The sequence below is a fragment of the Sulfitobacter sp. M13 genome, from assembly GCF_053474885.1.
In genome coordinates, this window is the sequence record NZ_JBRKBN010000005.1 from 115,730 (window position 1) to 130,259 (window position 14,530).

Annotated in this window: 10 protein-coding genes; all 10 read right to left on the minus strand. The window is 58.8% G+C overall.

What is annotated here, in order from left to right:
* Positions 1–185: 185 nt before the first annotated feature.
* Entirely contained in the window at positions 186–1,685 is a 1,500-nt protein-coding gene (gene cysG / locus ACVBAU_RS18435) for a siroheme synthase CysG (protein ID WP_448329799.1), read from the minus strand.
* Positions 1,682–2,617: a glycosyl transferase family protein gene (locus ACVBAU_RS18440; protein ID WP_448329800.1), complete on the minus strand. Its 936-nt coding sequence runs from the start codon at positions 2,615–2,617 to the stop codon at positions 1,682–1,684. The genes cysG and ACVBAU_RS18440 overlap by 4 nt, the downstream gene beginning before the upstream one ends.
* Positions 2,614–5,190 carry a nitrate reductase gene (locus ACVBAU_RS18445; protein WP_448329801.1) on the minus strand — a complete coding sequence of 859 codons (2,577 nt, stop codon included), beginning with the start codon at positions 5,188–5,190 and terminating at the stop codon, positions 2,614–2,616. The genes ACVBAU_RS18440 and ACVBAU_RS18445 overlap by 4 nt, the downstream gene beginning before the upstream one ends.
* Complete coding sequence (gene nirD / locus ACVBAU_RS18450; RefSeq protein WP_273054484.1) at positions 5,187–5,522, minus strand: nitrite reductase small subunit NirD; 336 nt, start codon at positions 5,520–5,522, stop codon at positions 5,187–5,189. Before nirD ends, ACVBAU_RS18445 begins: the two co-directional genes overlap by 4 nt.
* Positions 5,519–7,945 (minus strand): nitrite reductase large subunit NirB, encoded by a 2,427-nt coding sequence (nirB, locus tag ACVBAU_RS18455; RefSeq protein WP_448329802.1) that lies wholly within the window; start codon positions 7,943–7,945, stop codon positions 5,519–5,521. Before nirB ends, nirD begins: the two co-directional genes overlap by 4 nt.
* A 4-nt stretch (positions 7,946–7,949) precedes the next feature.
* A complete protein-coding gene (locus ACVBAU_RS18460; RefSeq protein ID WP_448329803.1) occupies positions 7,950–9,635 on the minus strand; it encodes an ABC transporter ATP-binding protein in 1,686 nt (561 codons plus the stop codon).
* A 43-nt stretch (positions 9,636–9,678) separates the two neighbouring features.
* Positions 9,679–10,752, minus strand: a complete 1,074-nt coding sequence (locus ACVBAU_RS18465) for an ABC transporter permease (RefSeq protein ID WP_448329804.1) — start codon at positions 10,750–10,752, stop codon at positions 9,679–9,681.
* Between the two features lie 70 nt (positions 10,753–10,822).
* Positions 10,823–12,193 carry a CmpA/NrtA family ABC transporter substrate-binding protein gene (locus tag ACVBAU_RS18470; protein WP_448329805.1) on the minus strand — a complete coding sequence of 457 codons (1,371 nt, stop codon included), beginning with the start codon at positions 12,191–12,193 and terminating at the stop codon, positions 10,823–10,825.
* 251 nt (positions 12,194–12,444) lie between these two features.
* Positions 12,445–13,590 carry a CmpA/NrtA family ABC transporter substrate-binding protein gene (locus ACVBAU_RS18475; protein ID WP_448329806.1) on the minus strand — a complete coding sequence of 382 codons (1,146 nt, stop codon included), beginning with the start codon at positions 13,588–13,590 and terminating at the stop codon, positions 12,445–12,447.
* Entirely contained in the window at positions 13,587–14,171 is a 585-nt protein-coding gene (locus tag ACVBAU_RS18480; RefSeq protein ID WP_237272869.1) for an ANTAR domain-containing response regulator, read from the minus strand. The genes ACVBAU_RS18475 and ACVBAU_RS18480 overlap by 4 nt, the downstream gene beginning before the upstream one ends.
* Positions 14,172–14,530: the final 359 nt, after the last annotated feature.

The window sequence follows — 14,530 nt, forward strand, 5'->3', positions numbered from 1 at the left end:
AGCCATCAACATGAAACCACATATACGTCAGCCGTCGATAACTGTGGATAACCGAACCAAGTACAGCATTATCGCTGGCAAACATACATCGGGCTTAACCTACCATGTTGACCTGCCACCGCAGTAGAAATGCACCGTCGAGTTGGGTAGGTGGAACATCTGGCTAACCTCGGCCAAAACTCGTGTTACGCCCTTTTCTGACGTCGCCCGATAGACGCCTCGGCATTATCAAAATAAACGGGCTTTTGGTCCCGCAATCTGGACGTCAGATTATCATGCATTCCAGGTCTGCCATGCATGGATTGCGCCGAGCAGATAATATCCACCTGGTGCGCTTCCCGCGACCAACGGATGAACACCATTGCCTCGCCTGCGACCTTATTGGCGACTAGCGTTGGCTCAAGATCACCAAGCGAACAACTGAGGATTTTCTGATCCTTGCGCTGCGCTTTCGCGACGATTTGAGTATCAAAATGAACACCCGGATGCGCTGTCTCAAGGTGCTTTACAATCTGCGGTGCAGCACCCACGGCCATGTAAAGTGCTACACATGTGCCGGCCTTGATGTCCCTGACCGGTTCAGGCACCGTGTAGCCATCTTGGCGGTGGCCGGTCGTCAACACCAAGGTATCGATTTTCCCCCTATCTGTAAGGCTTGCACCGCTACTCGCGGCTGCGGCACAGGCGGCTGTAACACCGGGGACAATCTCGAAGTCGATACCGTTGGCTTTGAGCGCATCAATTTCTTCTGTGCTGCGTCCGAACACCCCCGGATCACCGCATTTAAGGCGCACGACACGCTGGCCGCGTTTGGCGGACATCACCAAGGTCTGCGTGATTTTTTCCTGCGGCCAGCTATGACAACCCGGTGCCTTCCCAACGTAAATACGCTCGGCATCGCGTCGCGCCAGCTCGAGGATTTCGGGATCAAGTAGACGGTCATAATAGATCACATCCGCTTCTTGCAGGCGCTGCACACCGCGCAGGGTGATCAGATCCTTGGCACCGGGTCCTGCGCCGACAAGGCTGACGCTGCCGCCCTTCGCTGCTCCGAATTCGCCCGTCTCGATAGCCGACTTGATCAGCTTAGCTGCCTCGCGTTCAGCACCACTGGTGAACATCCAGCGCGGGCTGTCGTTAAAGACCCAGCGCCACAGATCGCGCCGTGCGCGTGGACCAAGGCGCGCAGATGCCCTGGTCCGCAACCGGCCTGCAAGGGAGGCAAGATCACCTAACCCTGGCTCCAGCATTTCTTCGAGTTTTGTCTTGATTTGACGCGCCAGCACCGGTGCTGTTCCCTCAGTACCGATGGCCACAACCACCGGATCACGGTCAACGATCGACGGGGTGATTGCATCGCAAAGCTGGGGTTGATCGACGACGTTGACGGTCGCACCACCTTCTTTGGCCAGCGCGTGCAGTGCCATGTCCGCACCGGGACAACCGGTAGCGATGAAGGCTAGCGCGGTCCCTGAAAAGCTTTCGGGTGTGATGGTACCGGAATGAAGCGCCACGCGGCCTGATGCGGCAAGGGCCGACAGTTCAGCATCAACCGCGGGTGCCCATATCTCGACCGTTGCCTCAGTTTTCAGAATCAGACGCGTTTTCTGGGCGGCTTGCTCTCCCCCACCCATGATAACGACGCGGCGACCCGCCATTTGCAGGAACATTGGAAATGTCTTCATGCGGATTGATCCTTTGGCTGGTGTCGCTGATCCCAAAGGCTGCGGGCCATTTGGTCTGCTTGGCTAAGTGTCGGGACCGCTTTGAGCGTCCAAAGCGCAAGTGCTGCTGTGCCCGTAACCGTGGCCACGGCAAAGGGATTGTCCGCCCGCCCGTGCCAAAGGGCATGCAGGTCGATTGTGTCACCTGCTTCGTGCAGGCGGCGTGTGTCGTCCAAGATCGGCGCCGCGGCCTGTTGAATATGTGCACCCTCTCGCAGACCGAACAAAGCGATGTCCTTGGAAGGATGGCGCTCGAATTCCCCACCTCCCCCTTTGATAATGCTCAGTTCCTTCTGGCCCAAAAGCTGCGCGGCTTGGGCTTGAAGGCTGCGGTACGAAGGGTGAAACACGCCTTGCACCGTCGCCTGTGCCCCCGACGGGTTCCACATCCGCAAAACGGTGTTGAAACATGATCGCAGACCGAGCGTATCGCGCAGGGTCAGCACGTCAAACGCAGGCGGGCTCAGCGTCTCCAGCCGCGTATAGGTGACGTCAGGCCCCGCAAGCTCAATCGCTTCGCGCACCGAAGCAGTGGCCGATTGGTGTGAATTCCATCCGTGCATCGAAATGCTGTAGCCCGCCTGCCCCACCAGCCGAGCCGCCAGCAGGAACAAGGGCACACCGCGACTGCGGCCTGCGGCATAGGACGGCCAGTCAAGATCGGCTTTCGGCAATTTGTTCTTCACATGCGCGCGCAATGCAGCGGTGAAGCCTGCGATCTCTTCCGGTGTTTCCCCGCGCAAACGCATAACCATCAACAGGGCACCCACTGCTTCGGGGGCCGCATCGCCCTGCAACACCACCGTCATGGCCTCTTGCGCCTCGTTCATGGTCATTGCGCGCGCACGTCCCTTGCCGCGCGCGACGATCCGGACATAGGGGGCGAGGCTCATTCTGCGGCCATCCGTTGCGGGGTCTGTTCCAGCAGCGCTGCGAGCTCGGGCTTGCACGACCCGCAGTTTGTGCCCGCGCATGTGACCTCTCCTAATGCTGCGACTGTGGATGCGCCGCCTGTAACTGCCGCCAGCAAAGTATTTCGACCCACATTAAAGCACGCGCACACCGTAGCGCCCGGATCGGGCTGGTCAGATGCGCTTCGACCTGCAAGGGCAGCCAGCGGGGATGTATTGGAACCGATCAAGCCAATGCTCGCCGTACGAGACAGAACGACAGGGGTTGAGGCGGCAAAGAACAGCGCAGTGATCAGACCGCCCTGCACAATGGCGATGCGGATGCTACCCGTAGCCGGGTCCGACTGAAACGAGACATCCCCGCCGAAGTGGCCTGAGAGACGACGGGCTTCGGCTTCCCAGTCATCGGGCACCTTGCTGCCCGCCAATTCCGCTTGCCAGCCGGTCTGCGTGCGCGCAACGGCGGCGTATGGGGTCAGCGGTTTTGGTTCACGGTTGCTTGCAATAAACCCGTACCACTTGGCCTTGAACACTTCGGCAGAGACTGCGCCAAATTTTGACGCAGGCTGGCCCGAGAACGGATCCGTAATAGGTGCGACGACACTGTTGATGGTACCGGCAGAGGAGCGTTGGCGCGTCCAGTGGATCGGCGCGAAAAGCTGGCCCTTGGCCACGCGCGGCGTGATCAGAGCACGCAAGACGGTGCGCCCATAGGTGTTTTGAACGGCAATCAACGCACCGGGCTCCGCCCCCAGCGTCGCAGCGTCAGCAGGATGGATTTCGACATAAGGCTCGGCCAGATGCGCCCCAAGACGCGGCGATTTTCCGGTCCGCATCATCGTGTGCCACTGGTCGCGATTGCGGCCCGTGTTGAGGGTAAAGCGCGACGTGATCTGCGCGGGTGCCTTGACAGGGAACATCTGCGCTTTGCCGTCGGGGTGATAGAACTGCCCGTCCGCAAAGAACCGCGCGCCGTTGTGCGGCCACTGGGTCGGGATCAGCTTGGCATAATCCGCGTCAGCAAAGATGCTCAGATCAAGGTCGCGGGGAAACTGTGAGGTTGCGGCATCAAGCGCCACGTATTCCGCGAAAACTTCGGCAGGCGATTGAAAGGCAAAGGCCTCAGCGAACCCCATACGCGCGGCCACGTCGCTGATGATTTTCCAGTCGGGGCGCGCACTGCCCGGTGCCGGGAGAAAGGCGCGCTGGCGCGAAACCCGCCGCTCGGAATTGGTTACGGTGCCGTCTTTTTCGCCCCATCCCGTTGCAGGTAAAAGGACATCGGCCAGATCATTGGTATCGGTCTGTTCCATGATGTCCGAGGTGACGACAAAAGGGACATTCGCAATCGCCGCCGCGACCCCGTCCGCGTCAGGCAAGGACACGGCAGGGTTGGTCGATATGACCCACAGCGCCTTGATCCGCCCATCGGCGCAGGCCTGAAACATATCAACAGCCTTTAGCCCCGGCCTTGTGCAGATCGTGGGGCTCTCCCAGAAATGGCGCACGGCATCGCGATGTGCGGCATTTCCAAGCTCAAGATGATTGGCCAACATGTTGGCCAGCCCGCCGACCTCGCGCCCTCCCATGGCGTTCGGCTGCCCGGTGAGCGAGAAAGGCCCCGTGCCCCGCTTGCCGATCCGGCCCGTCGCAAGATGGCAATTCAGGATCGCATTCACTTTGTCGGTGCCGCAGACGGATTGATTGACCCCTTGGGAATAGGCGGTGACGACTTTGGGCGTATTTGCCCAAAGTGAATAGAATTCAGCCAGCTCTTGCGCGTTTAGTCCGCTGTCGGCAGGATCGCAGACCTGCGCGGCCGCAAGCGCCGCTTCAAGCCCGTTAACGTGGTTTTCAGAATAAGCCGTGTCAACCTTTCCCGCCTCTGCGAGATAGGCCAACAACCCGTTGAACAAGGCAACATCGCCATCGGGCCTGATTTGCAAATGCACATCCGCCAGATCGGTCGTCGCCGTCCGACGTGGATCGATATTGACGATGCGCATATCCGGCCGCGCTTCTTTCGCGGCGGCAATCCGTTGGTGCAAAACTGGATGACACCACGCGAGGTTGGACCCAACGAGTACGATCAGATCGGCTTCTTCCAGATCCTCATAGGTACCAGGCACCGTATCTGTGCCAAAAGCGCGCTTGTGACCTGCGACCGAAGACGCCATGCATAAACGTGAATTCGTGTCGATATTTGCGGCGCCGATGAACCCCTTCATCAACTTATTGGCGACGTAGTAATCTTCGGTCAATATTTGACCCGAGGCGTAGATGGCCACGCTGTCGGGGCCGTGTTCGGCAATCGCTTCGCTGAACTTTCGCGCCACCAGATCAAGCGCCGTTTCCCAATCAGCTTGGGCGCCGCCGATCTTGGGGTGTAAAAGGCGGCCGTCCAAATCGATGGTTTCGCCTAAAGCGGCACCTTTGGAACACAACCGCCCGAAGTTGGCCGGATGATCCGGATCGCCCTTGATCGTGCCGTCGGCGCCCGCGAGCACACCACACCCGACACCGCAATAGGGGCACACGGTGCGCGTCAGGGTCATGCCGCCACCCGTGCACGCAGCACGGCGCTGTCCAGCAGAATGCGGCCTTGTTCTACCCGCGCCGGATAGGTCGCCACACGGCCCTCATCTGCGCCTTGTGCCACGCCTGTATCCAGCGCGATCACCCAGTTGTGCAACGGACAGGTCACCGATTTGCCGTGAACGATACCTTCGGCCAGCGGACCCGCCTTGTGCGGGCAAGCATTATCGAGGGCAAAAACTTCGTCCTCGGCAGTGCGAAACACCGCCACACAGCCCAGAGCCGTCTTTACCATCCGCGCGCCGCGTTGTGGGACATCTTCAAGCGCGGCAATATCAATCCAGTTGGTCATTCTGCCGCCTCCAGTGCAAGTCGCGTCAAAGGACGATAGCGATCCGCCTTGGTTTGAACATGCTCTGCCCATGGGTCTTTGCGGTAGATCGTTTGGCTCAATTCAAAGCGTTCGACCAAGGCATTACGGTCGCATTCAACGGTCTCCTTAATCCAGTCGATGCCCACTTTTCCCATCCATTTGTAAATCCGGTCGAGGTATTTGGCGTTCTCGCGGTAAAGCTGGGTAATCGCTTTGATGACGTTGATGGCCTCATGCTCGGTTGCGACTTGCATCAGCAATTCGGTCTCTCTGACATCCATACCTGCGGCCCCGCCGATGCTGATCTGATAACCGCTGTCGACACAGATAACGCCAATGTCCTTGCAGGTCGCCTCGGCGCAGTTGCGGGGGCAGCCCGACACACCCAGTTTCAACTTATGCGGGGTCCATGCGCCCCACAGCTCTTTTTCAAGCTGGATGCCCAGACCGGTACTGTCTTGGGTGCCAAAGCGGCAATGATCTGTGCCGACGCAGGTTTTGACAGTACGCAGCCCCTTTGAATAGGCATGCCCCGAAACCATGCCCGCAGCATTCAGATCGGCCCAGATGTCCGGCAGATCCTCGCCCTTTACACCCAGCAAATCGATCCGCTGGCCACCTGTGACCTTGACGGTCGGGACCATGTATTTATCGGCAGCATCCGCAATGGCACGCAGTTCTTTCGGGGTTGTGATCCCGCCCCACATACGCGGCACAACGCTATAGGTGCCGTCCTTCTGAATATTGGCGTGCTTGCGTTCGTTGATAAAGCGCGACTGCGGATCGTCGCGATATTCCAGCGGCCAGTCGGCCAGCAGATAGAAGTTAAGCGCAGGCCGGCAGACGTGGCACCCATCGGGCGTCTTCCAGCCGCATTCTTGCCAGACCGCAGGCATTGACGTCAGCCGCTGCGATTTGATCATGCGCCGGACGTCCTCGTGGGTCATATCAGTACAGCCACAGACCGAAGCCGCGGCGGGGAGGACAAATTCATCCCCCAAGGTGACGGCCAACACCTGTTCGACCAGTCCGGTGCACGTCCCGCAAGACGCGCTGGCCTTTGTCGCGGCTTTGATCGCGCCCAGATCAGAGGCACCCGCCGCGATGGCGTCTTCGATTTGTCCTTTACAGATTCCGTTGCAGCCACAGATCTCCGCGTCACGCGGTAAGGCTGCAACAGCCGCTAAAGGGTCCAGGGGGGTCCCCCCCTGGTAGGCGGGTCCGAAGATCAGTGTATCGCGCATATCCGAAATATCGGTCTTGTCGCGGATAAGGCCAAAGAACCAGTTGCTGTCAGCGGTGTCGCCGTACATCACGGCGCCGATGACCACGTTGTCCTTAATCACCAGCCGACGGTAGACACCCCGCGCCGGGTCGCGAAAGACGATATCTTCGCGCCCTTCGCCATCGCCGAAATCGCCGGCACTGAACAGATCGCAGCCGGTCACCTTCAGCTTGGTTGACAGTTCTTTTTTTACAAAGGTCGATTGCTGGCCCAACAGGGTCTGCGCAGCGACTTTTGCTTGATCGTATAGCGGGGCAACCAGCCCAAAGATCGCGCCCTGGTGTTCCACACATTCTCCGACGGCCAGCACATCGGCATCAGAAGTGACCATCTGGTCATCCACATGAATGCCTTTGCCAACGGCCAATCCCGCAGCCTGCCCAAGAGCGACGTTAGGGCGAATGCCCACTGCCATGACCACCAGATCGCAGGGCAGCTCGGTGCCGTCATCCAGCAGTAGCGCCCGGACTTTTCCGTTCTCGCCCAGAATTTCTTTCGAATTTGCGGCGCATCTGACAGTGATGCCCTTGTCTATAAGGGCGCGGCGCAACAGATACCCTGCCGCCTCGTCCAATTGCCGTTCCATCAGGTGCCCCATGATGTGAACCACGGTGACGTCCACAGCCCGTGCGGCCATGCCTGCAGCGGCTTCGAGCCCCAACAGCCCGCCACCAATCACGACGCATTTGCTGCCTTCCCCCAAGCCCATCATCCGCTCGGTATCTTCCAGATCGCGATAGGCGATGACGCCTTCCAGATCGTGGCCTGGCAAAGGTATCATAAAGGGGTTCGACCCTGTGCCGAGAACCAGCTTGTCATAGGCCACCGTACCGTTCTCGCCCGTCACGGTTTTCGCCGCACGGTCGATCGCCACCACCTGTTCGCCAAAGCGGCAGTTGATGTCATTGTCCCCATACCATCCGTCATCATGGGTCACGATGTCTGTATAGGTCTTTTCCCCGGACAGGACAGGTGACAGCATGATGCGGTTGTAGTTACCGCGCGCCTCTGCGTTGAAAAGGGTGATATCATAGGCATCTCGGTCCTGCTCCAGAAGGTGCTCTAGCACCCTCCCGGAGGCCATTCCGGCACCGATAACGACAAGTTTCTGTTTCATGGTCTCACTCCGCCGCGATTGCTTTGGGTTTCGGTTTCCCGCCAGAGGCAGGCGATTTGGGCGCATTGCCGTGTTCGTATTCCTCAAGAAAATCGAGCACTTCCTGGCGATAGGCATAATAGTCGGGGTGTTCGAGAAGGGCCTTGCGGGTACGCGGACGCGGCAGCTTCACATCCGTGATCTTGCCGATGGTGGCCTGTGGTCCGTTGGTCATCATCACCACGCGGTCGGCCAGCAAAATTGCTTCGTCTACATCATGCGTGACGCAGATCGCCGTCACTTTGGTACGCGACCAGACTTCCATCAGTACTTCTTGCAATTCCCAGCGGGTGAGACTGTCGAGCATGCCAAAAGGTTCATCCAACAAGAGAAGTTTGGGCGACAGCGCAAAGGCCCTCGCAATGCCCACGCGCTGCTTCATCCCGTTCGACAGGCTGGCGGCATTCTTGTTCATGCTGTCAGCCAGCCCGACGCGTTCAAGGTAGTATTCCACCACATCCTGACGCTCCGCCAGACTTGCCCGCGGATAGACTTTGTCGACACCGATTGCGACGTTTTCCTTGGCTGAAAGCCATGGGAAGAGGTTGGGCGACTGGAAAACCACGGCGCGCTCAGGGTCTGCGCCTTCGACGTTCCACCCATCCAGTCGGATCGCACCTTTCGAGATCGGGTTCAGCCCCGCGGCCATCGTCAGCACAGTGGACTTGCCGCATCCCGAATGCCCAATCAACGAGATGAATTCACCCCTGTTGATCTTTAGATCAAAGTTCTCGACCACGGTCAGCGGCCCTTTCGGGGTCGAGTAAACCTTGTCGAGCTGCGAGAAATTCAGGAATTTTTCCTGGATCGCGCCATTCTGCGCCTTGGCAACCGCTGCAGGCACGGAATGGATCGGCGTGACATTGGGCAGTCGGCGCGTCTCTTCGACTTTGGCGGCAATGCCGATATCCATCAGATAGGTCGTAACCCGTCCCCGCAGCGCCTTGAAGGCGGCGTTGTTGTTCATCACCACCCGATCACGAGGGCGCGCGATGTCGACTTTGAATTCATCCCCCAATGTACCGTCTGGATTAAGCGCGATGATCCGGTCGGCCAGAATGATCGCTTCGTCGACATCATTGGTGATCAGCACGCAGGTCTTCTTGTCCTTGTCCCAGATCGCCTCGATCTCGTCCGCCAGATTAGCACGGGTCAGGGCATCCAGCGCCGACAGCGGCTCGTCTAACAGCAGCATTTCGGGGTCCATCGCCAGCGCACGCGCCACATTGACCCGCTGGCGCATGCCACCGGACAGTTCCGCGGGGCGGCGCGTGGCGGCATGGGACAGGCCCACCATGTTGACATAGTGATCGACCTTGGCCGCCCGCTCTTCCTTGGACAGATCGGGGAACATCGTATCAGCGGCAAGCCCGACATTCCCCTGCACAGTCAGCCATGGCATCAGCGAATAGTTCTGAAAGATCACACCGCGTTCACGGCCCGGTTCGGTGATGGGCTCTCCCTTGTAGGCCACGGTACCCGAGGTCGGCTGCTCCAAGCCGGCCATCAGGTTGATCAGCGTGGTCTTGCCAGTGCCCGAGAACCCGAGGATGACGACAAACTCACCCTCTGCGACGCTCAGGTTGATGTCCTTGAGGACCGGCGTTTCGCCATAGCTTTTCGAGACGTTCTTGAATGTCAGGATGCTCATATTTCTTTCCTTTTACGCTATCGCTTCGCTACCAGAGCGCGGATCACCGGTTATTCGAAAAGGTGAACATGGACTGAAGCGCATACATCACACGGTCCAGCAGAAATCCGATGATGCCGATGGTCAGCACCGCGACCATGATCCGCGCGAGGCTTTGCGAAGATCCGTTCTGGAATTCGTCCCAGACGAATTTTCCAAGGCCGGGGTTCTGCGCCAGCATTTCAGCCGCAATCAGCACCATCCAGCCCACGCCGAGCGACAGCCGCAAGCCGGTAAAGATCAGCGGCAGTGCCGAAGGCAGCACCAGTTTGGTGATTTTGGTATAGGTGTTCATCTTCAACACGCGGCTGACGCTAACAAGGTCCTTGTCGATGCTGGCGACACCAAGGGACGTGTTGATGAGCGTGGGCCAAAGCGAGCAGAGCGTGACCGTAATGGCCGAGATCAGGAACGACTTTGAGAACATACCGTCATTGGTGCTATAAACTGCCGAGACGATCATGGTCACGATCGGCAGCCATGCCAGCGGCGAAACCGGTTTAAAGATCTGGATCAGCGGGTTCAGCGCCGCATTCGCCGTTACCGACAGGCCCGCTGCGATGCCCAGGGGGATCGCTACGGCCGAAGCAATGAGGAAACCGAATAATACTGTTTTGATCGAGGTCCAGATCTGGTCGTAGTAGGTAGGCTTGCCGGTGTAGGCGCGATCACGGACGCGGTCTTCGTTACCGCTTGCGATATGCTCGGCGTTGCGCGCATCCTGCCGATCGTAAAAGGCAGCTTCACGCTCGCCCTCGCGGACAGCATCTTGGTGCAGTTCGCCGACCTGTTCCCAGACTTGCGCGGGTCCGGGTACCGCCCCGAGCGACGTTTGAACCTTGGGGGCGAAGGTTGCCCAAAGTGTCAGAAAGATCGCAATTGCCAGGAGCGGCACGCCCAGAAGCCGCCAGATTTCGCCCGCCTGCGTGCGGGGATTGTCGCCCGCTGCAGCCTTCAAGATCGGTGTCATCCAAGACAAGCCGAATACATTTAACCATGCGTCGGCCTTGTTGATGCGGGCAAAGCGCCGCGCGCGGCGGGCCTCAATGTCGAGTGTGTTCGTGTCAATCGCGGTCATATCGGGTGTCCAACTGCTGCTTTTGAGGAAAGTGGCGTCATTCCCTTGCCGCAAAGCAAGGGGGGAGGGCTTAGCCTTCGACCTTGCTGTCAACGACCGTTTGGCCGGACTTCAGCCCGATAGGCAGGCTGTCGATGTAGGCGTTAGGTGCGCGCCCGTCATAGCTGACGCCGTCGATGATATCAGTTTCCGGTGTCGGCGCTTTGAAACCGTCGCTATCCCAAGGAAACGCCGCTTCATCCGCCATGCCCTCATCAACCAGCAACCGTGCGGCATTTAGGTAGATGTCGGGGCGATACACGTCTGCGGCAGTATCGAAATACCATTCATCGGGCTTTGTTTCGTCGATCTGGCCCCAGCGGCGCATCTGGGTCAAATACCAGATAGCGTCAGAGTAGAATGGATAGGTCGCATTGTAGCGGAAGAAGACGTTGAAGTCGGGCGCAGGGCGCACATCGCCTTTCTCGAACTCGAAAAAGCCGGTCATGGAATTGGCGATCACTTCGGCATCGGCACCCACATACTCAGAGCGCGACAGCATCTGAACAGCTTCCTCGCGATTGGCGTTGTCGTTCGCGTCCAGCCACATCGCCGCCCGGATCAGCGCCTTGGTCAGGGCCAGCGTGGTGTTAGGATTTTCTTCGGCAAACTCTGCGGTAATGCCAAAGACCTTCTCGGGGTTGTTCTTCCACATGTCGTAGTCGGTGATCACCGGCACGCCGATCCCCTTGAAAACCGCCTGCTGGTTCCACGGCTCACCCACGGCGTAGCCGGAAATCGTGCCTGCTTCCATCGTTGCAGGCATCTGTGGCGGTGGCGTCACAGACAGCAGCACATCCGCATCAATCTGGCCGGAGATATCCTGCGGGCTGTAATAGCCGGGCTTCAGCCCGCCCGCCGCGAGCCAATACCGGATCTCGTAGTTATGGGTCGAAACAGGAAAAACCATGCCCATGTTGAACGGCTCGCCCCGGTCCTTGTACCCTTCGACCACCGGCACAAGTGCGCTGGCGCTGATCGGATGCTGCGGACGGCCATCGTCCATCGTGGGCACGTTCGGCTTCATGTCTTCCCAGATGTCATTAGAAACGGTGATGGCGTTGCCGTTAAGGTCCATCGAAAAGGGCGTGATGATATGTGCCTTCGTGCCATAGCCGATTGTTGCGGCCAGCGGCTGACCGGCCAGCATATGCGCGCCGTCCAACTGGCCGCCGATCACACCGTCCAGAAGCACTTTCCAGTTGGCCTGCGCTTGAAGTGTGACAAACAGCCCTTCGTCCTCGAAATATCCCAGCTCATAGGCCACGGCCAAAGGTGCCATATCGGTCAGCTTGATAAAGCCGAACGTCAACTCCTCTTTCTCGAGCGCCAGCATATCGGCCGAAGCCGCCGTCGCCAGCAGGCTTGTCGAGGCGAGCAGGAGTGCGGGTGTATTTTTCATGGGTCATGTCCTTTCATGGCCCCGAAGGGCAGAAACAAAAAAAGCCGCACGTATGGTTCACGGGGAAGAAAATCCGTGTTCCGTACGAGCGGCATTGCTCTTGAGAGATGTGCGACCAGCATTGGTCAGCGGTGTAGGTCGGACAACGTTGTCCCTTGGTATAAAGGGTGGCGCAGACGCGAGGCTTTGCGCAATGAATTTTCTGCATCGCGGCGCATATTCAAACGCCTATGCAGAACTCGCTTAATAATTCAGCGTGCAGCTGCAGCGAAATCAAACGTTTTGCCGTCGAAGAAGGCATCGGGAGAAAGAATCATCTGCCCCCGGATGGACGCAACAGCGGTCGAAGATATCAGCGCGCCCTCTTCTTTCTCGGACGCTTCGGGCATATCGACCCCGATGTCGGATAGATTCTGACGGTAGAGGTCTGAGCGGAAGCAGGCTTTGGCTTTCTCAATGCCTTCGGCGTTTGCGCCCAACTGATGCGCGATCCATGCGGCCTGACTGCGCCACGGGAAAGACGCGGCATGGCGGTTGAACTGCAAGAACCGGTCTACAATAATCGGTGGGGCGTCCGTCTTCGGCACAATATGCCCCGTCAGGGCCGGATCAATCAGATCGGGCGACATACTTAGGTGTTCACTGCGGCCCAGTATCTCTACGGCCAGCGGTTTGTTTCCCGGCGCATCAAGCCAAGCAGAGGCCTGGTATACCGCCCGCATCAGGCGACGCACACTGTCTGCGTTCTGCGACGCCCAGTCATGGCGCGCGGCAAGCACCTTCTCCGGCGCGAATTGCCAAACATCGCGGCCTGCCATCATCAGCTGGGCAACGTTATTCTGCACGGCCACGCCGCCCCACGGCTCGCCGACCCAAAAGGCATCGACAAACCCATCCGACACGGCGTCCGCCATTCGCATTGGCGGCACGGTGACTTCCTCGATCTGCAGGTCGGGCGCTTGGGCTGCCCAATAGGATAGCAGCAGCCGGTGCATCGAATAGTGGAAGGGGATACCCACGCGCAACGGCTTGCCGCCGCGCGCGCTCAGGCCCGCCAGCAACGCGGTGGTGTCCCCAAATCGCACATCACCCAACTCGGAAGCGACGGCGTTCGACACGCCAAAGACGGTGCCGTTTACAGACAATACCATCAGGGCATCCACGCGCGCGGGCAATCCGCCCATCCCGATGGACATGGCCACGGGCATCGGTGACAGCATCTGCGCCGCGTCCAGATGTCCCAAGGCCAGCATATCGCGCAGCGCAGACCATGAAGGCTGGCGCAGGAGATTGAGCGCGAGCCCCTGCTCGGCGGCAAATCCCAGTTCTTCGGCAATCACCAGCGGCGCGCAGTCAACTAGCGGAACATAGCCGCAGTTCAGAACAAGCTCGCTCATGACAATAGATCCGCTGCCGTCACCAATGCATGCGCCACGTCGATGACCTTGCGGTTCTGGCTCATCGCGGTCGTGCGCAATAGTTTATAGGCCTCATCCTCGGGCATGCCACGCTGGCGCATCAGGATCCCCTTAGCGCGGTCAATCGTCTTGCGATCCTCCAGCGCCTGCTTGGCCGCACTCAGTTCCGAGTGGATCTGACGCATCATTTTGAAGCGCGCGATCGCGGTTTGCAGCACGGGCTTGATCCGATCCATCTGGAGGCCATCCACCACATAGGCGCTCACCCCTGCATTCAACGCGGCCTGGGTCAGGTTTTCATCTGTCTGATCCACAAACAGCGCGACCGCCCGCTTCGTCGTCTCGGTCGCGTAGGAGATATGTTCAAGCGTATCGCGGTCGGGGTTGGCAAGATCTATGAGGACAATATCAGGTGCAAATTCCCTGACCGTCCGGTTCAACTCCGAAATCTGCGACAGGGCTTTCACGTCGGACCAGCCCGCCTCACGCAACGCATCCACGATATCACGAACGCGGTCGGGGTTTGGTTCTACTACCAGAATGCGCAGGTTTTCATTCATCCGCTTTGATCCGCGATGAACGGTATAAGATCAATCTCGCCCATCTTATGAGGCCGGGGCAGCCGGCCCAGTCAGCGCAAAAACTAAGCGTAAGAGACGCAGGTGCCCATCTGTTGTGCAGATTAAATATAACTTCGACTTATTGCATCGAAGAACGGCCTTTCGGGGGGCAGCCAACCGTTACCTTAAAATTGGTCAGACCGTTGCTAACGTCCGAAGACGAGATGAAATATAAGGTGCCCCAAAAGTCCCACGGCAGGCCACGCGTCGATGATCGGCGCGCTTTGAGTGCCCAGACAAGACGCTGTACAACCGGTGGAAGCGCTGGAACGACAAGGGTATCTTTGCTCAGACGCACT